The organism is Halomonas halocynthiae DSM 14573, assembly GCF_000425725.1.
In the GTDB taxonomy this organism is placed as follows: domain Bacteria; phylum Pseudomonadota; class Gammaproteobacteria; order Pseudomonadales; family Halomonadaceae; genus Halomonas; species Halomonas halocynthiae.
Map to the genome: position 1 here is coordinate 373,445 of NZ_AUDZ01000013.1, position 20,685 is coordinate 394,129.

At 54.8% G+C, this 20,685-nt stretch carries 17 protein-coding genes; 6 read left to right on the top strand and 11 right to left on the bottom strand.

Annotation, left to right across the window (positions count from 1 at the left end):
• Positions 1 to 24 precede the first annotated feature (24 nt).
• The 6 genes from nusA to pnp all read left to right on the top strand — a co-directional run bounded on the left by nusA (position 25) and on the right by pnp (position 8,138).
• On the top strand, positions 25 to 1,518 hold the full coding sequence (gene nusA, locus H616_RS0101805) for a transcription termination factor NusA (protein ID WP_027965816.1): 1,494 nt from the start codon (positions 25 to 27) through the stop codon (positions 1,516 to 1,518).
• Between the two features lie 28 nt (positions 1,519 to 1,546).
• Positions 1,547 to 4,084, top strand: coding sequence for a translation initiation factor IF-2 (infB, locus tag H616_RS0101810; protein WP_027965817.1), 2,538 nt, complete (start codon positions 1,547 to 1,549; stop codon positions 4,082 to 4,084).
• A 16-nt stretch (positions 4,085 to 4,100) separates the two neighbouring features.
• Positions 4,101 to 4,520 carry a 30S ribosome-binding factor RbfA gene (gene rbfA, locus H616_RS0101815; protein ID WP_027965818.1) on the top strand — a complete coding sequence of 140 codons (420 nt, stop codon included), beginning with the start codon at positions 4,101 to 4,103 and terminating at the stop codon, positions 4,518 to 4,520.
• Positions 4,520 to 5,449, top strand: a complete 930-nt coding sequence (truB, locus tag H616_RS0101820; protein WP_027965819.1) for a tRNA pseudouridine(55) synthase TruB — start codon at positions 4,520 to 4,522, stop codon at positions 5,447 to 5,449. The genes rbfA and truB overlap by 1 nt, the downstream gene beginning before the upstream one ends.
• An 83-nt stretch (positions 5,450 to 5,532) precedes the next feature.
• Positions 5,533 to 5,802, top strand: coding sequence for a 30S ribosomal protein S15 (gene rpsO, locus H616_RS0101825; protein ID WP_027965820.1), 270 nt, complete (start codon positions 5,533 to 5,535; stop codon positions 5,800 to 5,802).
• A 203-nt stretch (positions 5,803 to 6,005) separates the two neighbouring features.
• Positions 6,006 to 8,138, top strand: a complete 2,133-nt coding sequence (gene pnp, locus H616_RS0101830) for a polyribonucleotide nucleotidyltransferase (RefSeq protein WP_027965821.1) — start codon at positions 6,006 to 6,008, stop codon at positions 8,136 to 8,138.
• 92 nt (positions 8,139 to 8,230) lie between these two features.
• Here the strand turns inward: pnp and H616_RS0101835 are convergent, their stop codons facing one another.
• From H616_RS0101835 to dksA, 11 genes are all read right to left on the bottom strand, one after another.
• Positions 8,231 to 9,406 (bottom strand): acetyl-CoA C-acetyltransferase, encoded by a 1,176-nt coding sequence (locus H616_RS0101835; RefSeq protein WP_027965822.1) that lies wholly within the window; start codon positions 9,404 to 9,406, stop codon positions 8,231 to 8,233.
• Between the two features lie 228 nt (positions 9,407 to 9,634).
• Positions 9,635 to 10,015 carry an aspartate 1-decarboxylase gene (gene panD, locus H616_RS0101840; RefSeq protein WP_027965823.1) on the bottom strand — a complete coding sequence of 127 codons (381 nt, stop codon included), beginning with the start codon at positions 10,013 to 10,015 and terminating at the stop codon, positions 9,635 to 9,637.
• A gap of 53 nt (positions 10,016 to 10,068) precedes the next feature.
• Positions 10,069 to 10,929 (bottom strand): pantoate--beta-alanine ligase, encoded by an 861-nt coding sequence (gene panC / locus H616_RS0101845; protein ID WP_027965824.1) that lies wholly within the window; start codon positions 10,927 to 10,929, stop codon positions 10,069 to 10,071.
• Positions 10,929 to 11,720 (bottom strand): 3-methyl-2-oxobutanoate hydroxymethyltransferase, encoded by a 792-nt coding sequence (gene panB, locus H616_RS0101850; protein WP_027965825.1) that lies wholly within the window; start codon positions 11,718 to 11,720, stop codon positions 10,929 to 10,931. Before panB ends, panC begins: the two co-directional genes overlap by 1 nt.
• A gap of 98 nt (positions 11,721 to 11,818) precedes the next feature.
• Entirely contained in the window at positions 11,819 to 12,328 is a 510-nt protein-coding gene (gene folK, locus H616_RS0101855; RefSeq protein WP_027965826.1) for a 2-amino-4-hydroxy-6-hydroxymethyldihydropteridine diphosphokinase, read from the bottom strand.
• Positions 12,325 to 13,713, bottom strand: a complete 1,389-nt coding sequence (pcnB, locus tag H616_RS0101860; protein ID WP_027965827.1) for a polynucleotide adenylyltransferase PcnB — start codon at positions 13,711 to 13,713, stop codon at positions 12,325 to 12,327. Before pcnB ends, folK begins: the two co-directional genes overlap by 4 nt.
• An 868-nt stretch (positions 13,714 to 14,581) precedes the next feature.
• A complete protein-coding gene (locus tag H616_RS0101870) occupies positions 14,582 to 16,009 on the bottom strand; it encodes a sigma-54-dependent transcriptional regulator (RefSeq protein WP_027965829.1) in 1,428 nt (475 codons plus the stop codon).
• A gap of 64 nt (positions 16,010 to 16,073) precedes the next feature.
• A complete protein-coding gene (locus H616_RS0101875; RefSeq protein WP_035572268.1) occupies positions 16,074 to 19,040 on the bottom strand; it encodes an ATP-binding protein in 2,967 nt (988 codons plus the stop codon).
• Positions 19,037 to 19,246: a hypothetical protein gene (locus tag H616_RS0101880; RefSeq protein ID WP_027965831.1), complete on the bottom strand. Its 210-nt coding sequence runs from the start codon at positions 19,244 to 19,246 to the stop codon at positions 19,037 to 19,039. Before H616_RS0101880 ends, H616_RS0101875 begins: the two co-directional genes overlap by 4 nt.
• Positions 19,247 to 19,255: 9 nt before the next feature.
• Positions 19,256 to 20,134 (bottom strand): tRNA glutamyl-Q(34) synthetase GluQRS, encoded by an 879-nt coding sequence (gluQRS, locus tag H616_RS0101885; protein WP_027965832.1) that lies wholly within the window; start codon positions 20,132 to 20,134, stop codon positions 19,256 to 19,258.
• Positions 20,135 to 20,235: 101 nt separating this feature from the next.
• Positions 20,236 to 20,676: an RNA polymerase-binding protein DksA gene (dksA, locus tag H616_RS0101890; protein WP_027965833.1), complete on the bottom strand. Its 441-nt coding sequence runs from the start codon at positions 20,674 to 20,676 to the stop codon at positions 20,236 to 20,238.
• Positions 20,677 to 20,685: the final 9 nt, after the last annotated feature.

Here is a 20,685-nt window from a genome sequence, read left to right on the forward strand (position 1 = left end):
TTGGTTTACTGGCGAGGCTAAAGCATGAGTAAAGAAATTCTAGCGGTCGTCGAAGTGATCTCTAATGAGCGCGGTGTGTCTCGCGAAGTGATTTTCGAGGCCGTCGAAGCGGCGCTGGCCAGTGCGTCACGCAAGCGTTTCGAAGGCGAAGAAGCGAGTGTGCGCGTACACATTGACCGCCGCAGTGGCGAATATGAAACGTTTCGCCGCTGGGAAGTCGTGGAAGATGATGACTTTGATGGTCCTGACGCCCAAATCAAACTGAGCTTTGCCGAGCGCCGTGATCCACCACTGGGTCTTGGCGATGTGGTTGAAGAGCAGATTGAAAATGAGGCCTTTGGCCGCATTGCTGCACAGACGGCCAAGCAGGTCATCGTGCAAAAAGTCCGTGAAGCTGAGCGTGCAGAAGTGGTGCGCTTGTACGCTGATCGTGAAGGCGAGCTGGTTGCTGGCATCGTCAAGAAGACGACACGCGATGGTTTGATCATTGATCTTGGCGACAAGGCGGAAGCCTTTTTGCCTCGTGGCGAAATGATTCCAGGTGAACGCTATCGTATGAACGAGCGGGTGCGCGCGTTATTGACCCAGGTTGACCCCGAGTCGCGCGGTGCTCAGCTTGTGCTATCGCGCATTTGTCCGGAACTGATCATTGAGCTATTCAAGGTCGAAGTGCCTGAAATTGCTGAGCAATTGATTGAGATCAAAGGCGCAGCGAGGGACCCCGGTTCACGGGCAAAAATCGCGGTTAAAACCAACGATCGTCGCATTGATCCAGTCGGTGCCTGCGTAGGCATGCGTGGATCTCGGGTTCAGGCCGTATCCAACGAGCTGCAGAATGAGCGTGTTGATATTGTGCTATGGGATGACAACCCCGCCCAACTGGTGATTAACGCGATGGCACCAGCAGATGTCGGATCGATTCTTGTGGATGAAGATGCTCACGCCATGGACGTTGCAGTGGCTGAGGATAATCTGGCTCAAGCGATTGGTCGCAGTGGTCAGAACGTACGTCTTGCGTCTGAGCTCACGGGTTGGCGTTTGAACGTGATGAGTGAGACTGAAGCAGAAGCCAAGCGAGACGAAGAAGAAGACACGCTGGTAGAGCACTTTATCCAGCATCTTGATATCGAAGACGATTTGGCCCGCTTGTTGGTTGAGGAAGGTTTTACCTCGCTGGAAGAAGTTGCTTACGTTCCGGTTGAAGAGATGCTGGAAATCGAAGAGTTCGACGAAGAACTCGTCGACGCGCTGCGTGCTCGTGCAAAAGACGAGCTGCTCAATTTAGCAATTGCTTCCGAAGAAAAACTCGATGGTGCGCAGCCAGCTGATGATCTGCTGAATATGGATGGCATGGAGCGTGAGCTGGCTTATCTACTGTCTAGTCGAGGCATCGTTACCATGGAAGATCTTGCTGAGCAGTCGGTCGATGATCTGATAGATATCGAAGAGCTTGATGAAGAGCGCGCAGCAGCATTGATCATGACTGCCCGTGCACCATGGTTCGAAAACGAACAGTGAAACGGGTCACGGGCTGAGGAGGGTCGTAATGTCAGAAATGACCGTTAAGGATTTAGCAGAGAAGGTACGTCGCGATGTACCCCGCCTGCTTGAACAAATGAAAGATGCAGGGCTTGAGCACAAAGCGGAAAGTGATGCGGTGTCTGAGGAAGATAAGCGCACATTACTTGAGCATTTGACCAAAAGTCATGGTGCTGGCGCTGGTGCTGGGCGTAATCGGATTACCCTGACGCGAAACACGCGCAGCCGAATTAAAACGGGTGAGCGTGGCAAAAGCATTGAAGTGCAGGTGCGTAAGAAGCGTACCTACGTGAAGCGTGAAGAAACGCCTGTTCAAGAGAGCGCGCCAGAAGAAAGTGGGCCGCGCCAGCTGGTTGGCGATATGGCTGACACTCAGCAGGCACAGCAAAAGCAACGTGAAGAAGAAAAAGCGCGTGCCGCCGAAGAAGCGAAGCAACGTGCTGAAGAGCAGGCTGCGAAGGAAGCAGAGCAGAAGGCATCTGCTAAGGCAGCACAAGCTGACGCGATAGTGCCAGATGTGCCGCTGCCTGTTGATTTGGCGCCTGTTGATCTGGCACCGGCTCCTGGCGACGCACCGGCTCCGCCCAAGGAAGGCCGTGGCGATACGCGCCGTGCACCGGCTAAGAAAGCCAGTGGCAAGAACTCAAGAAGAGAGCGCGAGGATGACCGTGGCGATCGTGAAGAGCGTCGTCGTGGTGGCCGTAAAGCTAAGCGTACCGAGCGGCGTGGTAGTCGTCGCGGCGGAGCGCAGGCCAGCGGTGGCAAACACGGCTTCCAGAAGCCGACACAGCCTATCGTGCGTGAAGTATCCATTCCTGAGTCAATCAGTGTGGCTGACCTTGCCGACAAAATGTCGATCAAGGCCAATGAAGTCATCAAGGCCATGTTCACCATGGGTGCTGCGGTGACTATCAACCAAACCATTGACCAGGACACCGCGGCCATCGTGGTTGAGGAAATGGGGCATACGCCTAAGCTGGTCAAGGATGATGCGCTTGAAACCGAAGTGCTGGACATTTCCTACGAAGGTGAACAGATTGCCCGTTCACCGGTTGTGACGGTAATGGGTCACGTTGACCATGGTAAGACCTCGCTGCTCGACTATATTCGTCGTGCCAAGGTCGCTACTGGCGAGGCGGGTGGTATTACCCAGCATATCGGTGCTTACCACGTTGACGACGGTAAGGTCGGTGCTACCTTTCTAGATACACCGGGTCACGCAGCGTTTACCGCCATGCGTGCACGAGGTGCCAAGGCTACCGATGTTGTGGTGTTGGTGGTGGCTGCTGATGATGGCGTGATGCCCCAGACCATTGAAGGTATTGAGCACTCGCGTGCTGCTGGTGTGCCTCTGGTGGTGGCGGTCAACAAGATTGACAAGCCAACGGCAGATCCTGACCGAGTTAAGAATGAGCTGTCTCAGCATGGTGTTATCTCAGAAGAATGGGGTGGTGATACCCAGTTCGTTCATGTATCAGCCAAGACAGGCGAAGGCATTGACAACCTGATCGAGGCCATTCAGCTCGTATCTGAGGTGCTTGAGCTGACAGCTGTGCCATCAGCGCCAGGCAAGGGTGTGGTGATCGAGTCGCGCCTAGACAAAGGCCGTGGTCCGGTGGCTACCGTGCTGGTGCAGAATGGTACGCTCAGAAAAGGTGACATTGTGCTCGCAGGCTTGCATTACGGCCGTGTGCGCGCGCTGACCAACGAGCTTGGCCAGCAAGTGGATGAAGTTGGCCCCGCGATGCCGGTGGAGATCCAGGGCTTGGGTGGAACGCCTGAGGCTGGTGATGACTTCATGGTGGTTGCCGACGACAAGAAAGCGCGTGAAGTCGCCAACTTCCGTCAGGGCAAGTATCGCGAGGTGCGTTTGGCGCGTCAGCAAAAGGCCAAGCTGGAGAACATGTTCAGCCAGATGGGTCAGGATGTTGCTGCCAAGCTCAATATCGTGCTTAAAGCCGATGTGCAGGGTTCGCTAGAAGCGATCAAGGGTGCGTTGGAAGAGATGTCTACCGATGAGGTCGAGGTCGCTGTCGTGTCCTCGGGCGTGGGTGGCATTACCGGTACTGACGCTAACCTGGCGCTGGCTTCTGAAGCCATCGTGGTAGGCTTCAACGTGCGTGCTGACGCCTCTGCCCGTGAAATCATCGAGCGCGAAGGCTTGGATCTTCGGTATTACAGCGTCATCTACCACATGGTCGATGAAGTTAAGCAGGCCATGAGTGGCATGCTTGAGCCGGAGTGGAAGGAAGAGATCGTTGGTGTGGCTGAAGTCCGTGATGTCTTCCGGGCGCCGAAGATTGGTGCCGTTGCCGGTTGTATGGTGGTTGAGGGTACTGTCTACCGTCATAAGAAGATCCGCGTATTGCGCGACAACGTGGTGATCTATGAGGGCGAGCTGGAGTCGCTGCGCCGCTTCAAGGATGATGCTAACGAAGTGCGTAATGGCATGGAGTGTGGCATCGGCGTGAAGAATTACAACGACGTCCAGGTTGGCGATAAGATCGAAGTATTCGATCAGATCAAAGTCGAACGGACGCTCTAGTCGCGAGGCAAGGTGAATGCGCGAGTTCAAACGTACCGATCGAGTGGCCGACCAGCTCCAGAAGGAGCTGGCGGTTCTCATACAACGTGAGGTGAAAGACCCTCGCTTGGGTATGGTGACGGTCAGTGGTGTTGAAGTCAGTCGTGACCTCGGTTATGCCGATGTTCATGTGACGTTACTTGGTGATACTGATGCTGAGCGGGTCAAGGAAAACCTGAGTGTGCTTAAGCGCGCTGCGGGTTTTCTACGTAGCCGGTTAGCGCAGCGCGTCAAATTACGCCATGTGCCAGAGCTGCGCTTTCATTTTGATGAGAGCGTGGTGCGGGGGCAGCGTCTGTCCTCATTAATCGAAGAGGCTGTGGCCGAAGATCTTACGCGTCAAGTCAGCGATGACACGAGCGAGGCTAGTTCAACCACGGATAACGAGAAAAACTGATGGCGCGTCGGCGTCGAGGTTTGCCGGTCAATGGCGTGCTGCTGCTTGATAAGCCCCAAGGCGCGTCAAGCAACCATGCACTGCAGCGGGCTCGTCGCCTGTTTCAGGCCCAGAAAGCCGGGCATACCGGCACGCTGGACCCAATGGCGACTGGCTTGTTGCCGGTATGTTTTGGTGAGGCCACCAAGTTTTCAAGTGGGCTGCTGGATTCCGATAAGGTTTACCGCACTCGAGTTGAGCTGGGTGTAACCACCGATAGCGGCGATGCCGAGGGAGAGGTGATGGCACGTTGTGCCGTGCCCGAACTTAGCACTGCTGGGCTTGAGCAAGTGCTGCAGCGTTTTACCGGCGAGATCGAACAAATTCCGCCAATGTATTCAGCGCTTAAGCATCAGGGGCGTAAGCTTTACGAGTTGGCGCGAGAAGGTAAGACAGTCGCACGTGCAGCTCGGCGAGTGACGGTGTATGATGCCCGCCTGCTTGGGTTTGAAGGCACGTCCTTTGAGCTTGAGGTGCGGGTCAGCAAAGGCACGTATATACGGACCCTGGCCGAAGATATTGGTAATGCCATCGGCTGTGGGGCGCATATTAGCCAGCTGCGTCGGTTGCAGGTCGGGCCTTTTTCGGCACACGCTATGTTGACGCCTGACACGCTTGAGGCGCTGCCAGACCAAGCGGCCCGAGAGGCTGTGCTGATGCCAGTGGATGTGTTGGTGGCTGGTTTGCCGAGACTTGACCTGGATACACAGGCATCACGATGCTTGCGCTATGGACAAAGTACACGCTTTGACACGAGGGGTCTTGTGGCGGGCGATGTGACACGACTTTACTGCGACAGGGTCTTTTTGGGCCTTGGTGTAGTGCCAGCGGTGGGGGAAGTTGCTCCGCGCCGCTTATTGAGTACTGCCGATGAGGCGGGCTTGGTATAACCGTTCGTTGAACGGGCATGAAGACTGCAAATATGCGTGGTCTTCGACATTCATTATCTAGCATATTGCTACTGGAGAGACAGATGGCACTTACTGCCGAACAGAAGTCAGAAATCGTCAGCGAATTTGGTCGTGGTGATAACGATACTGGGTCCCCTGAAGTTCAGGTTGCCCTGTTGAGCGCCAATATTGATGGTCTGCAGAGCCACTTCAAGACCAACAAGCATGACCACCACTCGCGTCGCGGCCTGATTCGCATGGTTAACCAGCGTCGCAAGCTGCTGGACTACCTGCGCCGCAAAGACTTAGAGCGCTATCAGTCGCTGATCAAGCGCCTCGGTCTGCGTCGCTAAGACAGGCTTAGCTTGTGGCAAGAGGCGGTAAGATCACCTCAAGCGCCTCAAGAAGTAAAACGGGTGGCCCTTTGGGGCCGCCCGTTTTACGTTGCGGGGTATTGAAACGCCGCTAATGGTGGCCGTCGGGCGCGTCAACCCCTAAAATGGTTGCCGAGTCAAAATGATCCCAATATGAATCGCAAACGTCGAAGGAAGTTGCCGTGAATCCGGTCAAGAAATCATTCCAGTATGGTCGTAGCACTGTCACCCTGGAAACAGGGCGTATTGCCCGTCAGGCCTCAGGTGCCGTAATGGTCACCATGGACGATACCGTGGTGTTATGCACCGTTGTTGGAAGAAAAGAAGCGAATCCATCGCAGTCTTTCTTTCCGCTTTCTGTCCATTACCAAGAAAAGACCTATGCGGTCGGCAAGATTCCCGGTGGCTTCTTCAAGCGCGAAGGGCGGCCTACTGAAAAAGAAACGCTGACATCGCGGTTGATTGACCGCCCAATTCGTCCGCTGTTTCCTAAAGGCTTCATGAATGAAGTGCAAGTCGTGTGTACGGTGCTGTCGGCTGATCGCAATCAAGACCCGGATATAGCAGCCCTGCTTGGTACTTCAGCTGCGCTGGCCATCTCTGGCGTACCGTTCAACGGGCCTATTGGCGCTGCGCGGGTTGGCTTTGATGAAGAGCGTGGTTACTACCTCAACCCTACGGTTGAAGACTTGACCACGTCTGAACTGAATATGGTTGTAGCAGGTACTGAAAAAGCCGTACTGATGGTTGAGTCCGAGGCTCAAGAGCTGCTCGAAGACGAGATGCTGGGTGCCGTGTTGTATGGCCACCAGGAAATGCAAACGGCTATCTCCGCTATCAATGAATTGGTTGCAGAGGCGGGTAAGCCACGTTGGGAGTGGAGTGCTCCGGCTGAAAATGTTGAGCTCAAGCAAGCGGTAGCTGCAGCCTTTGAAGCTAAAGTAGGCGATGCGTATCGCATAACCGACAAAATGGCACGTCAGGATGCGCTGTCCGAGCTTAAAGACGCTGCGGTTGCGCAATTGGCTGGTGATGCAGACGGCCAGTATGCAGCTGATGAGATAAAAAGTGCCTTTGCTGGTCTTGAAAAGCGCGTTGTGCGCTCACGCGTAGTTAAAGGTGAGCCGCGTATTGATGGCCGCGACCTCAAAACGGTACGGCCGCTGGATATTGAAGTGAGCAGCCTACCTAAGACGCATGGTTCAGCGATTTTCACACGTGGTGAGACACAAGCTATCGTAGTGGCGACGCTGGGCACCCTGCGTGACTCTCAGTTGATCGAATCGCTGGAAGGCGAGCGTAAAGACCGCTTTATGCTGCACTACAACTTCCCTCCTTACAGCGTGGGTGAAGCCGGCTTTATGGGCGGTCCTAAGCGTCGCGAGATTGGCCATGGTCGTTTGGCGCGTCGTGGTATTCAAGCGATGTTGCCCAACGAGGAAGACTTTCCGTATACCATTCGCGTGGTTTCTGAAATCACCGAGTCTAACGGTTCCAGCTCTATGGCTTCTGTGTGTGGTGCCTCTTTGGCGTTGATGGACGCTGGTGTGCCATTGAAAGCACCGGTGGCTGGTATTGCCATGGGGCTGGTCAAGGATGACGACGGCTTTGCCGTGCTGACTGACATCCTGGGCGACGAAGACCATCTCGGTGACATGGACTTCAAAGTGGCCGGCTCTGCGGAAGGCGTAACTGCGCTGCAGATGGATATCAAAATTGAAGGTATCGACGAGCCGATCATGGAGCAGGCGCTGCAGCAGGCACATGCAGCACGTCAGCACATTCTTGGTAAGATGAATGACGTCATCAATCAAAGCCGAGCGGATGTTTCTGACAACGCGCCTTCGATGGCTACCATCAAGATTGACCCAGACAAGATTCGTGATGTGATCGGTAAAGGCGGCGCGACCATTCGCAAGATTTGCGAAGATACCGGAGCCTCAATCGACCTAGACGATGATGGTACTGTGCGTATCTATGCTGAAGATAAGGCCGCGGCCAAAAAAGCGATTGATACGGTTCTTGAAATCACCGCTGAAGCAGAAATTGGTAAGCTGTATCGCGGCAAAGTCGTGCGTATTGCTGACTTTGGTGCTTTTATTAATATCATGCCTGGTACCGATGGGCTGGTACATATTTCCCAGATTGTGCCAGAGCGGGTTAACGATGTGCGCGACTTCCTCAATGAGGGAGATGAGCCGATCGTTAAGGTGCTCGATATCGATAACCGCAACCGAGTCAAGCTGACCATTAAAGAAATGACTGACGAAGAGAAGGCGGCTTTTGAAGCGGAAGAAAGTGCTGCCGCGCAGTAAGCCGTAAAGACTCGACGGTAACGTACATCGCCCCCGCAGCCTAAGGCTGCGGGGGCGATGTTGTTTAAACGCCTACTGGTGCGAAGCGCGGTTTAACGCTCAATGGCCAGGGCCACACCTTGTCCACCACCAATACATAGTGTTGCCAAGCCTTTTTTGGCGTCTCGAGCCATCATCTCATGCACTAGGGTAACCAGAATACGGCAGCCTGAAGCGCCAATGGGGTGGCCAATAGCAATGGCACCGCCGTTAACGTTAATTTTTTCTGCGTCCCAGCCAAGCTCTTTATTGACTGATAAAGCCTGAGCAGCAAAAGCTTCATTGGCCTCAATCAGGTCGAGATCATCGATATTCCAGCCAGCCTTTTCCAGGCAGCGACGAGTTGCTGGGGCTGGGCCGATACCCATGATTGCGGGGTCAACGCCAGCATTGGCGTAAGCCTTAATGCGTGCCAATGGCTCTAACCCTAGCTCCTTAGCCTTTTCGGCGGAACACAGCATGACAATGGCTGCGCCGTCATTGATAGACGACGCATTTCCTGCCGTCACGGTGCCGTCTTTTTTGAACGCGGGGCGCATGCCACCTAGCTTCTCGGCAGTGACATCACGTGGGCCTTCGTCGGTGTCAAATACGATCGGGTCGCCTTTGCGCTGCGGGATGTCGATCGGAGTAATCTGGCCTTTGAACCGGCCTTCGGTGATGGCGGCGCGAGCTTTCTGTTGTGACGATGCAGCAAACGCGTCCATCTCTTCACGGGTGATGCTGTATTTCTCTGCCAGATTTTCGGCAGTGATACCCATATGGTAGTTATTGAATGCGTCCCACAGTCCGTCATGCACCATGGAGTCGACGGCTTTCCAGTCGCCCATGCGCTGTCCTGTGCGTGAGTTCGGCAGAACGTGTGGTGACAGCGACATGTTTTCCTGACCACCCGCTAGAACTATCTCTGCATCGCCGCAACGAATAGCTTGGGTAGCAAGGTGTAGTGCTTTGAGGCCTGAGCCACAAACCTTATTGATCGTCATAGCAGGAACGCCGTCAGGCAGGCCAGCTTTGATAACCGCTTGGCGGGCTGGGTTTTGCCCCGTGCCTGCTGTCAGCACCTGACCAAGCAGTACCTCATCGATCTGCTCACCAGCAACGCCAGTGGTTGCAAGAATGTCCTTGATCACACTGGCACCCAAGTCACTGGCAGGAATGCCGGCTAGAGAGCCGCCAAAAGTACCTACGGCGGTCCGACGAGCAGCAACAATCACCACATCTCGCATAAGAAATACTCCTGAGGTTCACGGACTGAATTGTACAGATTTGCGTTTCACCGACGCGATTTACGACGTTTCGTTCTGCGCTAGAAAGTAAGGGGTGCTTAGGTACTAGCAGCCCCTAAGGATCGACTTTCAAGTATAGAGCAGTCTGAAGGTATGAGTATTACGCCTTGGGCTATACCGGTGCTAGTTTCAGTGATCGATCTTGTCTTTTGTTTTTCAGGTAGCTTGTTACGCAACCTGCACAGGAATGGCGTTACTGGTGTGGCTGACTACGTTACCCTCCTGCAAATAGACCAGTGACGGGGCATGGACTTCAAGCTCTGCCAAAGTGTACTGGCAATAACTGCAGATAATGACCCGTTGGCCTGCCTCGGCCAAATGGGCAGCAGCCCCGTTGACCGAAATGATTTTTGATCCCTCTTCGCCACGAATGGCATAAGTGGTGAAGCGTTGACCATTTTCGACGTTGTAAATCTGTATCTGTTCGTTTTCGCGTATTCCGGCCATGTCTAGAAGTTCGCCATCGATGGCGCAAGAGCCTTCGTAGTTAAGCACGGAATGGGTAACCCGAGCCATGTGTAGCTTGGCTTTCAGCATGGTAGTCAGCACGGTCTACAGTTCTCCAGTGTCGGTTGACGTAGGGTGGTGGTGTTTAGGCCTGCTCAATGTTCGCTTTGGTAGGGCAGAGTCAGTACTAGGTTGTCGATCAGGCGGGTATTGCCAAGATGTGCGGCAACTAGCAACACTGCGTTATGCGTGTCGGCTCGCAGCGGCGTTAGGTCTGCTGCTCGTAGTTCTAGATAGTCGGGTACAAATCCGCTATTAACAAGCTGTTTCAGGCCTTTTTCTAGCACTTGTTCCGAAGGCTGGGCTGCTTGTAAGGCGTCGCGTAGTTCGATCAAAATGGCTTGTAGGCGAGGAGCGCGCTGGCGCTCTTGTTCATTGAGATAGCCATTGCGCGACGACAGTGCCAAACCGTCTGTGGCGCGAACAATGGGTACGCCGACAATCTCGACCGGCAGGTGGAGATCGCTCACTAAGCGTCGGATCACGGCTAACTGCTGGTAATCTTTTTCACCAAAGCATGCCAGCTGTGGTTGTACCAAGTTAAACAGCATGGTGACAACAGTGGCAACGCCATCGAAATGGCCAGGGCGTGAGCTGCCGCAAAGCCCCAAACTGACTTCTGGTACGCTGACGCGAGTTTGGGCTTCCAAGCCTCGCGGGTAAATATCAGCGGCATCTGGCGTAAACAGTAAATCACAACCTGCCTCCGCTAAGCGCGCTTGATCGCTGGCCAGTGTGCGTGGGTAGGTTGCCAGGTCCTCGTTAGGGCCGAACTGCATCGGATTGACGAAGATTGTTGCCACGACAAAGTCTGCGCGTCGGCGGGCTTCATGAACGAGCGCCAAGTGGCCATCATGAAGGTTGCCCATGGTGGGAACCAGGGCAATACGCTGATTGCGCTGCCGAATGATTTCAAGTGCTTGTCGTAGCTCGGAAATATCTTGAATTTGTTGCATTAGAAACCGTGCTCAGGGGCAGGGAAACGGCGCTCTTTAACGTCGGTGTGATAACGACGAAATGCGTCATGGATATCGTTGGCTTCGGCCATGAAGTTCTTGACGAAGCGTGGTTTTATTCCGCTTGAAACGCCAAGAATGTCATGCATGACGAGAATTTGACCATCGGTGCCTGGGCCTGCGCCAATGCCAATCACTGGTACATCAAGGGCTTCGGCCACTGCTTGACCTAGCTCAGAGGGCACGCATTCCAGCAGAATGATCGAGGCGCCGGCCTCAACTAGCTGGCGTGCATCGTCAAGAATCTTCTGGGCCTGCTCAGCACTGCGTCCTTGAACTTTGTATCCACCCAACTGGTAGACCGTTTGCGGGGTCAGTCCAAGGTGTGCACAGACGGGCACGCCGCGTCGCGTCAGTTCACGAATGCCATCCGCCATCCAGGCTTCGCCCTCGACCTTAACCATCTGAGCCCCTGCACGCATCAGTACTGCTGCATCTTCTAACATGCGCTCGGTGGTGGCGTTGCTCATGAAGGGTAGGTCGGCCATTAGCAGGCTGTGCGGGTTGGCACGGGCCACGCAATGGGTGTGATAGCGAATGTTTTCCAGTGTTACCGGTAGTGTGCTGGAATGGCCCTGAAGAACCATGCCGAGTGAGTCGCCAACTAGCAGGACGTCAATGCCTGCCGCACTAGCAGCGTGGGCAAAGCTGGCATCGTAGGCGGTAAGGCAACTGAAGGTTTCACCGGCGCGCTTGTAGGCTTGCAGCGTGCTCAGGGTGACGGTTTTCATGATTGTCTCTCGTTGTGTGTTCGGGTCGCTGAGGGCAGTAGGCCCTCGTGGGTAAGCTAATTGTTACCTGATGTACACAGTGGTGTCGATAGGTGGCATCACTGGGGTGTTAATGTGTTCTTTGGTAACACTCTCTGTAAGTCGCTGGTATCAAGCGTTGCCAGTAGTTCATCAATACGCTTCCCGTTGGGCAGGCGCAAGTCGGGGACCAGTTCGGCGAGCGGGATCAGCACGAAGCCGCGCTGATGCATATGAGCATGTGGCACGGTTAACCGGGGTGTTGATAGCTGGCGATCATCAAACAGCAGCAGGTCTAGGTCTAGGGTGCGTGGCCCCCAGTGACGCTGGCGAACGCGGCCGTGCTGTTGCTCTAATGCTTGCAGCTGATCAAGCAGTGCCAGTGGCGAGAGCCGCGTCTCAAGCTGAGCTACAGCATTGACGAAGTCTGGTTGGTCAGCCGGCCCAACAGGGCGGCTTCGGTAGCGCGATGACTGTTGTTGGCAGCGAGTTAGAGGCAGCTGATCAAGCGCGCGAAACGCCCGCTCAATATGTTCGTGAGGGCCATCAATATTGCTGCCTAGGCCAATCCAGGCTAAGGATAGTGTCATTGTTCTGGGTTGGCACGTCGTGGCTTGCGCCGGCGAGAGCGGCGTTTGCGCGGTGCATTGGGGTCAGCGTCCGCCTTTGCCATTAGGCGCTGCTGGCCATGCTCGTCTGCTTCTTGGAAAGCTGTCCACCAGCTGCCGAGACCCGGTGCCAGTTCACCAGCTGTTTCACGAATGAGCAGGAAATCGTAAGCAGCACGAAAACGTGGGTGTTCGCGAGTCTGGAAAACACGCTTTCCGCGACGCTGGGGTAGGCGCAGCTGCAGGTCCCAGATATCACGCATCGGCATGCTGAAGCGCTTAGGAATTGACACATGCTTAAGCTGACGGTGAATAACGTTTTGGGCCGCCGTTTGTTGGGCTGGTACCGGCGACAAACCATCGTGTTCTTGCTGCTGGCGCTGAAGGTAAACAGGTCCCCAGAGCAGTGCGGCAAACAGGAAGGCTGGCGTTACTGGGCGCTCCTGCTGGATGCGCTGATCGGTACTGGCCAAGGCTTTTTCAATCACCGCTTCAGCCCATGGCAGCTCTGCCATGGCTTCATCAGCGGCGGGAAACAGCATGGCGAAAAGCCCGTAGTGGCGCAATAGGCGGAATGTTGCCAAGCCATGGCCATTCATGAATAGCTTGAGGCACTCATCGAACAGGCGTGCTGGCGGGATCTGTAACAGCAGAGGGGCCAGCTCATGAAGAGGGGCCTCCGTTTCTGCTGCCAGTTGAAAGTCGAGTTTGGCAGCAAAGCGCACGGCACGCAGCATGCGAACCGGATCTTCTCGGTAGCGCGTTGCTGGGTCTCCAATCAGGCGCAGGGTGCGCTCATGGATATCGGCGACGCCATTGGCAAAGTCGTGAATCGAGTAATCGGCAATGCTGTAGTACAACGCATTGATGGTAAAGTCCCGGCGCAGTGCGTCCTGTTCGATACTTCCCCATACGTTATCGCGTAATAGCATGCCGTTATCGGCCTGCTGAGCGATATGGTTGGCATGGTCATCGTTGGGTTTGCCACGAAAGGTAGTGACTTCGATCACTTCGCGGCCAAAGCGCACGTGAACGATACGAAAGCGTCGGCCAATGGTTCGTGAGTTGCGAAATAGTTCGCGTACTTGCTCTGGTGTGGCGTTGGTAGCAACGTCAAAGTCTTTAGGCATCAGGCCCAGCAGAGCGTCACGGATACAGCCTCCCACCAGGTACGCGTCGTAGCCGGAATTATGTAGGCGGTACAATACCTTGAGTGCCGGCTCGCTAAAATGCTGGCGTGATACCGGATGTTCCGAGCGTGGAATGACACGAGGTGCGGCAGGGCCGGATGGGGCCGCCTCGGGGCCAAGCAGCGATCTCAGATGCTCGCCGGGGCTCTTTAGAAAGCGGGTAAAACCTTTGATCATGCGTCGTTTTCGACTCGCGGGGGCTATGGAGATAGTCTGGCAGTGTAGCGGACGCTTGACACCTTGGAAAGCAAAGTGCAATAGCCCAAGTGAAAGCCTCTGTGGGCTCAGGCCGGAATATCGCTGGGCACTGGGCTGGATATGAGACAAAAGTCGCTGGGTAGCTAAAGATAACTCAGTAAAAAGTCAGCACAGAAAAGGGAAGGCCGATTGGCCTTCCCTAGAGATGTTCAAGCGGAGTGCAGCATCCGTGTCACTGGCTTGTTCTGTTTTTATGGCACATCGCCCTGAATACGTATCACAGTCACCTATTGGCTCTCAGGCAAGCAATGTTGTTGTTTTTGAGGTTCCATGACCTGTATGGCAACCGTCTCGTATTCAAAACAATAATCCAAATCCACGAAGGTGTGATGACCTTCCCCGTTTTTTGTTATTATTCACGGGGTTGCACCAGTGCCAGTTGTTTTTATCGTAGGCTGCTTGGTTGCATCGTGTTTCACTCCGGGTCCCGAGCTTGTTGTTATTGTTTTGGCTCGATCGACGTATCAGGTGTGGCGTTCACGTTATTGTTGTTATTGGTGACTCCACTCACGTCGTACAGGTCTGCGCAAATTTTGTTGTTGTTGCTGGCAGACTCTCGTCATTTTGGCGATCTTGTTGTTATTGGTATCGCACGTGACGGCCGAAATTATTTTTCTTACCCAGAATGTTGCACTTGGCGTGCCATTTTTTTGATATTTCTTTTATATCATGAGCTTGCGATTTTTTTAGGCGCCAGTAACCTGATGATGTCTAGAAGTGTTACCCATTAATGCCATTATCTGAGTGCTGTGTGTGTGGGAAGGTAACATTGGCGTAACGCTGTCTGTCATGAACTACTGCGGCGTGAGGCTTTCTTACGAGGTATTCCCAGGCGCTGGCGGCGCTCCCATAGCGATTTTCGACTGATCCCGAGTTTTTGAGCCAGTTCGGTTTCGCTCATCCTGTCTTGATGTTCCAGCACAAAATGTTGGAAGTAGTCTTCAAGTGACAGGTCCTCCTCCTCGTTGTCATCTGTCTCTGTCTCTGTCTCTGTCTCTGTCTCGGTTGCTGGCGCGAGGCTTCTCGTGCGTTCTGCGGGCGGCCTGGCCTGCCTTGAGAGGTGCTCGCTATTGGTGGGAGCTAGACCTAAATCCTCCGGATGAATCAGATGACCCTCGGCGAGAATAACACCGCGCTCTAGCGCGTTTTCAAGCTCACGTACATTACCGGGCCACAGGTACTCGTGAATGAGTCGGCGTGCGGCTTGAGTTAGCCGCAGGCCTTCTCGTTGGTGACGCTGACAAACCTGGCTGAGTAGCGCGTCAGCAATTTCCAAAATGTCGTCGTCGCGGTCGCGTAATGCTGGCAGGTCGACCTGCATGACATTCAGGCGATAGTAGAGGTCGAGGCGAAACTCGCCAGTTTTTGACATCTCATGCAAGTCGCGGTGGGTGGCGGCAATCAGGCGAATGTTGACGTGGCGCGTTTCTACTGCACCAATGCGACGAATCTCTCCTTCTTGTAAAACACGCAGTAGGCGCGCTTGAGCGTCCAGTGGCAGTTCACCAATTTCATCGAGAAACAGGGTGCCGCCGTCAGCGGCCTCAACCAGCCCAGTACGCGCTGCCGAGGCGCCAGTAAATGCCCCCTTTTCGTGGCCGAACAGCTCTGACTCGATCAAGGTTTCGGGAATTGCTGCACAGTTGACGCTGATCAATGGCTGTTGAGCGCGCTGGCTCTGGTGGTGGATGGCGCGGGCCACCAGTTCTTTGCCGGTACCTGACTCGCCAAGAACGAGAACGGTGACATCGGTCGGTGCTGTCTTGTGAATACGGTTATAGACCATTTGCATGGCTGTGCAGCTGCCAATCATCGTTTGGCGTTGGTTATCGGTGCTAGTTAATTCGGGTGTTTTTCCCTGAGCCAAAGCCTGTTGGTGCAGCAGGCGCTCGACTGTTTCGAGGAGTTCGTCGTGGTCGAAGGGCTTGGCGATATAGTCCACAGCGCCAAGCTTGAGTGCATCTACGGCTGAGCGCATGCTGGCGTAGCTGGTCATGATCAGGACGGGGACTGGCTCTGCCAGAGAGATCATTTCAGTGCCAGGCTCCCCAGGTAAGCGTAGGTCACTGAGCACGAGATCGAAGCTGGCTGGCTTGAGCCTGCGGGCTTCTTCCACGGAACCAGCTTCGCTGATTTGGTGGTTATGCCGTTCGAGCAGACGCTTGAGTGCGCTGCGAATAATGGCTTCATCTTCAACGATCAGGATGCGACTCATCGGCAACTCTTGTCTCCATGCGTGACCACATAGCATTTATGGCGCGCGATTTATGGGGCCGTGATTACAAGGGCTCGTCTATGGGAGGCGGCTCCTGGTGAGCGGGGAGTCGCAGTACAATGCGTGTGCCCTGGGCTTGGCCTGTTGGTGGTGACTCGATGTCAATCTGTCCGTTGTGTTCACTAATAATACTATGGACCAACGGTAGCCCGAGCCCTGTGCCGCTGCCTGGCGCCTTGGTGGTGGTAAAGGGTTCAAACAGGTGATCACGAATTGCCGGATCGATACCTTCGCCGTTATCTGTGACGCTGATGCGCAGTAGGTTGCTGTTGCTGCCATGCGCTGTATCACATTCGATGTGAGCGTCGATGGTGATGGTATCACCAGGTGGGCTGGCGTCTCTGGCGTTACTCAGTAAGTTGACCATCACCTGCTGCAGTCGTTGTTCGTCTCCGATCACCTGAAGCTGTGGTAAGCAGCGATTAACAAAGCAAATATCTTCGCCTGAGCGAGTCAGCTGGATCAAGTGTAACGCTTGGTCGGTGACTCGTGCGATGGAGACCGGCACCATGTCAGCATTGATGGCTTGACGCCCGCCGTGCGCAAAGCCCACTAATGAAGAAACGATAGTTGAAATGCGTGTCGTGAGTTCCTGGATCTGGTGAGCAGTTTCCAGTAGCTCGGGGTTGTCAGTGTCATAGCGTAGGTTTTGGGCTAGCGAAGAAATACCTGTGACTGGATTGCCGATTTCGTGTGCGACGCCTGCCGCGAGTTGGCCAATTGAAGCGAGCCGGGCTGAGTGTACTAGCTCATCTTCCAGCCATTTCATTTCGCTCTGATCCTCGACCAGGATGACGGTACTGCCGTTGCTCTCTAGTGGGTGAGGTGAGGAGCGGCGTAGACCCAAAAAGCGAGTGTCTCCGCTGATTTGGGCCGGCTGTTTATAAAGTTTACCGCTGGGCTCTGACAGCAAACGTTGAAACAACGCGCTCCATGGTGTTGGTAGGCTATTGCGGTGGGCGCCGACGACGGTACTTGCTGCGATACCAGAAAACTTGGCTAGTGCGTCGTTCCACATCAGCAGTTCACCATCGCTACCGAAGACGCATAACCCTGTAGGAAGCCGCAGTAATGTTTGCCGATGGTGGCGACGTAAGTCGTCGAGTTCACGGGGTAAGCCTGTCAAACGAGTACGGCGCCCTTCCAGCCGGCGCTCTACAAAGTGGATATCTTCTGTTGCTGGCTGGCTCATCTGGCGGTAAGGCAGCCAACGGTCAACAATATCTTGGGCAATGGCAGGCCCCATTAGCCCCGACAGGTTGGCCTGAATACGATCACGTAAGCGACGTAGTGCATAAGGGCGGGCTTCACTGGGGGATTGCCCCAGTGCTTGCTGAGCGCGTTCGATTTCGCGTTGCGCTACGGACTCGCCGAGTGCATGGCTCAACTGGTGGGTCATTTCGTCTGCATTAGCCGCCATTAATGGAAGTCGCATAGGGCGAACCACGGCATCTACTGAGCAGGCCTCGGCGGCGGCTCGCTCGCCAGTTGACGTTGGTGTTGTCAATGACACCAGAATCAGCGCTAAGCCATTTGCGATCAGTGACGTCAGGGCGGTGAGATACCAGGGCGGATAGGAGGTCAACCCGTCAGGCATGAGGAGTGTGAGTGGTTGGTCAACCCCAACCAGAGGCAGTCCTAGGCCTAACAACCAGATAAGAAGACCTGTGCACAGGCCACTCACCATGCCGGTACGGTTAGCGCCGGGCCAGTAGAGCAGTGCCAGCAACCCTGGTAGGCACTGTGCCATACCGACAAATGCAGCAAGGCCTAGCGATGACAGGTCGTGTTCGATGCCAACTAGGCGGTAAAAAAGCCAACCAGCCGCTATGACTCCTGCAATCAGGCCGCGCTGCAACCAGCGCAGCCAGTGATATAGGTTGGGACGATCAAGCGGAGAGCGGGCGACTAGCACCAAGTGGTTGATGAGCATGCCTGAAAGTGCCAGCGACAGAATAATGAGTGTGCCGCTGGCAGCGGCTAGCCCGGCCAAGAAGGCGAGTGCATCTGCCCACCAGCTATAGGATAAGTCAAAGGCGAGATAAGCGACGTTGTTGGCGCCAACATCAATACCTTGGCGCTGGGCTCCCCAAAGGATCAGTGGAATCGGTAAGGCAATTAACAGCAAATATAGCGGCAGTCCCCAGCCTGCTCTCAGCAGGGTGCGTCGACTGAGTGTTTCGGCAAAGGTGATGTGAAACATGTGTGGCATCAGTAAGGCCGCGGCAAAAAACAGTAAAAGCAGCGTGCGCCACTGGCTGGCATCCAGTGGCTCGCTTAACTGTTGCGCCTGCTGGCCTGGGCCATTTAGCCATGCCTGTAGGTCCGCTGGGCCATCAAAGATGCCGAAAAGAGCAATGGCGCCAAGTGCCAGCATAGCGGCCAGCTTGACCAGCGACTCAAAGGCGATAGCGGCTAATAGGCCGTCATGACGAGCGTTTAGGTGGTTATGCCGTGCGCCGAATAACATAGCAAAGAGAGCAATCAGGGCGCTGAAACCTAGTGCATACCAGTCAGCTGAGCCGATGCCGGACAGCCGATAGATTGATGTTCCTATGGTTTGAACTTGAAGTGCTAGCAGCGGCAGTACGGCTAGCAGGCTGACTATTGTGACCAGCGTACCCACCCAGCGTGAGCGAAAACGGAAAGTGAACAGGTCAGCCAGAGAGGCTAATTGATAGGTGCGTGACAGGCGCTGGATGGGGATTAATAGCACAGGAGCGAGCAGGAAGGTGCCAGCGACGCCCAGATAATAAGCCAGATAGCCAAAGCCGCTACGTTGGGCAAGCTCTAAGCTGCCATGAATCGCCCAGGCGCTGGCATAAACGCCCAGTGCCAGAATATGCGTTGCTGGATGACGCACTAAGCTGCGCGGGAGCCAACCGCGGTCGACAGCGGTTGCGCAGGCAAACAATAGCATCAGGTAACCGACGCCGAGTCCCGTTAAAGCGGCTAATCCAGAGGGGATCATTGTGACGGCTCGTGATGGCCGCGGCGTTGGCGCAGGTTGTCCTGTCGGCGTTTCCAGGAAAGCCACCCCGTCAGCGCAATCAGTACCGCCCAAATAGCAAAAGGACGGTACCACGCCATGTCAGAGTTGCCCCAGCCGCTCATTAATAGCGGGGAAAATAAGTAGCCACAAAAGACCAGTAACAGCATGATGCGATAGACGTACACAGTATTTCCTCAGGCGCTAGTAGGGGCGTTGCAGCGTAAGCGTTCTGGTGACCAGTGAGCGATGCCCCAGGCCAATTGCTCATCGACCGGCGCATGAATGAGTTCGTCTGGAGGGTATTGCTTAAGAGCAGCAAGTGCCTGAAAGAGCAGTGGACGCGCTTGATGCTCGTTGAGGGGCAGCGCAGGTGCCAGGTTTTGTTTGGACAATTTTTGGCCATCCTCGCCCAGTATCAGCGGTAAATGTAAATAGTATGGCATAGGAAGGCCAAGCGCATGCTGTAGCTGGCGCTGCCAAGGGGTGTTATCCAGTAAGTCAGCGCCACGGACTATCTGATTGATACCTTGGTCTGCATCATCGATGACCACTGCTAGCTGGTAGGCCCATAGCCCATCTTTGCGCTTGAGCACGGTATCACCTAGTTTGGCTGGGTCGAAGCGGCATGTGCCGAAGCGCCGGTCTTCCCAAGTCACAGGGCGTAGCCCACGGTCGCTGCGTAGCCGCCAAGCAACGGGTTTGTCAGGTTCGCAAATGGCATGTCGGCACCAGCCGGGGTAAATGTCATATGCTTTCCATTGACGTCGCGAGCAACTGCAGGGATACGCCAAGTTAGTATTGACCAAGTGATCCAGTGCTTGCTGATAAGCAGCGTAACGATGGTGTTGATATAACACTGGGCCATCCCAGCCTAGGCCAAAAGCCGTCAATTGCTGTTTGATGATGTCAGTGTTTTCTGGCGGGCAGCGTGGAGGGTCAATATCTTCAATGCGCAATGCCCAATGACCGCCGGCTTGGCGGGCGTCGAGAAAGCTGGCCAGTGCGGCAACCAGAGACCCGAAATGTAGCGGGCCAGAGGGTGTAGGGGCGAAGCGACCGCGGTAAGCGCCCATTGTCGGCTCCGAGCGGGTAGCGACAGGTAGCGTTAGTCAACGACGGGTGGCTACTGGCTCCCCGTCGTTGGTTGAATGATGCAGCGTCGAAAGGTGGTGGCTTAGCCTCCGAGTTGCTTTTCCTTAAGTTCGGCTAAGGTTTTGCAGTCGACGCATAGTGTTGCGGTGGGGCGTGCCTCTAAGCGGCGAATGCCGATTTCAACGCCACACGCTTCACAGAAGCCGTAGTCGTCCTCATTAATTTTATCGATGGTCTCGTGAATTTTTTTGAGCAGCTTACGCTCGCGGTCACGAGTGCGCAGCTCCAAACTAAAGCCCTCTTCCTGAGTGGCACGATCAGCGGGGTCGGCGTAGTTATTACTCGCGTCCTCCTGAAGGTGACGAACAGTGCGGTCGACCTCCTCCATTAGCTCCTGCTTCCATGTCAGCAGGATGTCACGGAAGTGCTCGAGCTGCTGCTCATTCATGTACTCTTCGCCCTTCGCTGGTTCGTAGGGCACGAACTTACGGGGCACATCCATTTTCTTTTCAGTGACTGGCATTTGACGGCC

Excerpts from the sequence above, each read along its gene's own strand:
- rbfA (WP_027965818.1), top strand. The coding sequence starts at position 4,101 with ATGCGCGAGTTCAAACGTACCGATCGAGTGGCCGACCAGCTCCAGAAG.
- dksA (WP_027965833.1), bottom strand. The coding sequence starts at position 20,676 with ATGCCAGTCACTGAAAAGAAAATGGATGTGCCCCGTAAGTTCGTGCCC.
- infB (WP_027965817.1), top strand. The coding sequence starts at position 1,547 with ATGTCAGAAATGACCGTTAAGGATTTAGCAGAGAAGGTACGTCGCGAT.
- H616_RS0101875 (WP_035572268.1), bottom strand. The coding sequence starts at position 19,040 with ATGATCCCCTCTGGATTAGCCGCTTTAACGGGACTCGGCGTCGGTTAC.
- pcnB (WP_027965827.1), bottom strand. The coding sequence starts at position 13,713 with ATGATCAAAGGTTTTACCCGCTTTCTAAAGAGCCCCGGCGAGCATCTG.
- folK (WP_027965826.1), bottom strand. The coding sequence starts at position 12,328 with ATGACACTATCCTTAGCCTGGATTGGCCTAGGCAGCAATATTGATGGC.
- nusA (WP_027965816.1), top strand. The coding sequence starts at position 25 with ATGAGTAAAGAAATTCTAGCGGTCGTCGAAGTGATCTCTAATGAGCGC.
- H616_RS0101870 (WP_027965829.1), bottom strand. The coding sequence starts at position 16,009 with ATGAGTCGCATCCTGATCGTTGAAGATGAAGCCATTATTCGCAGCGCA.
- H616_RS0101835 (WP_027965822.1), bottom strand. The coding sequence starts at position 9,406 with ATGCGAGATGTGGTGATTGTTGCTGCTCGTCGGACCGCCGTAGGTACT.
- rpsO (WP_027965820.1), top strand. The coding sequence starts at position 5,533 with ATGGCACTTACTGCCGAACAGAAGTCAGAAATCGTCAGCGAATTTGGT.
- truB (WP_027965819.1), top strand. The coding sequence starts at position 4,520 with ATGGCGCGTCGGCGTCGAGGTTTGCCGGTCAATGGCGTGCTGCTGCTT.
- panB (WP_027965825.1), bottom strand. The coding sequence starts at position 11,720 with ATGAAAACCGTCACCCTGAGCACGCTGCAAGCCTACAAGCGCGCCGGT.
- gluQRS (WP_027965832.1), bottom strand. The coding sequence starts at position 20,134 with ATGGGCGCTTACCGCGGTCGCTTCGCCCCTACACCCTCTGGCCCGCTA.
- panC (WP_027965824.1), bottom strand. The coding sequence starts at position 10,929 with ATGCAACAAATTCAAGATATTTCCGAGCTACGACAAGCACTTGAAATC.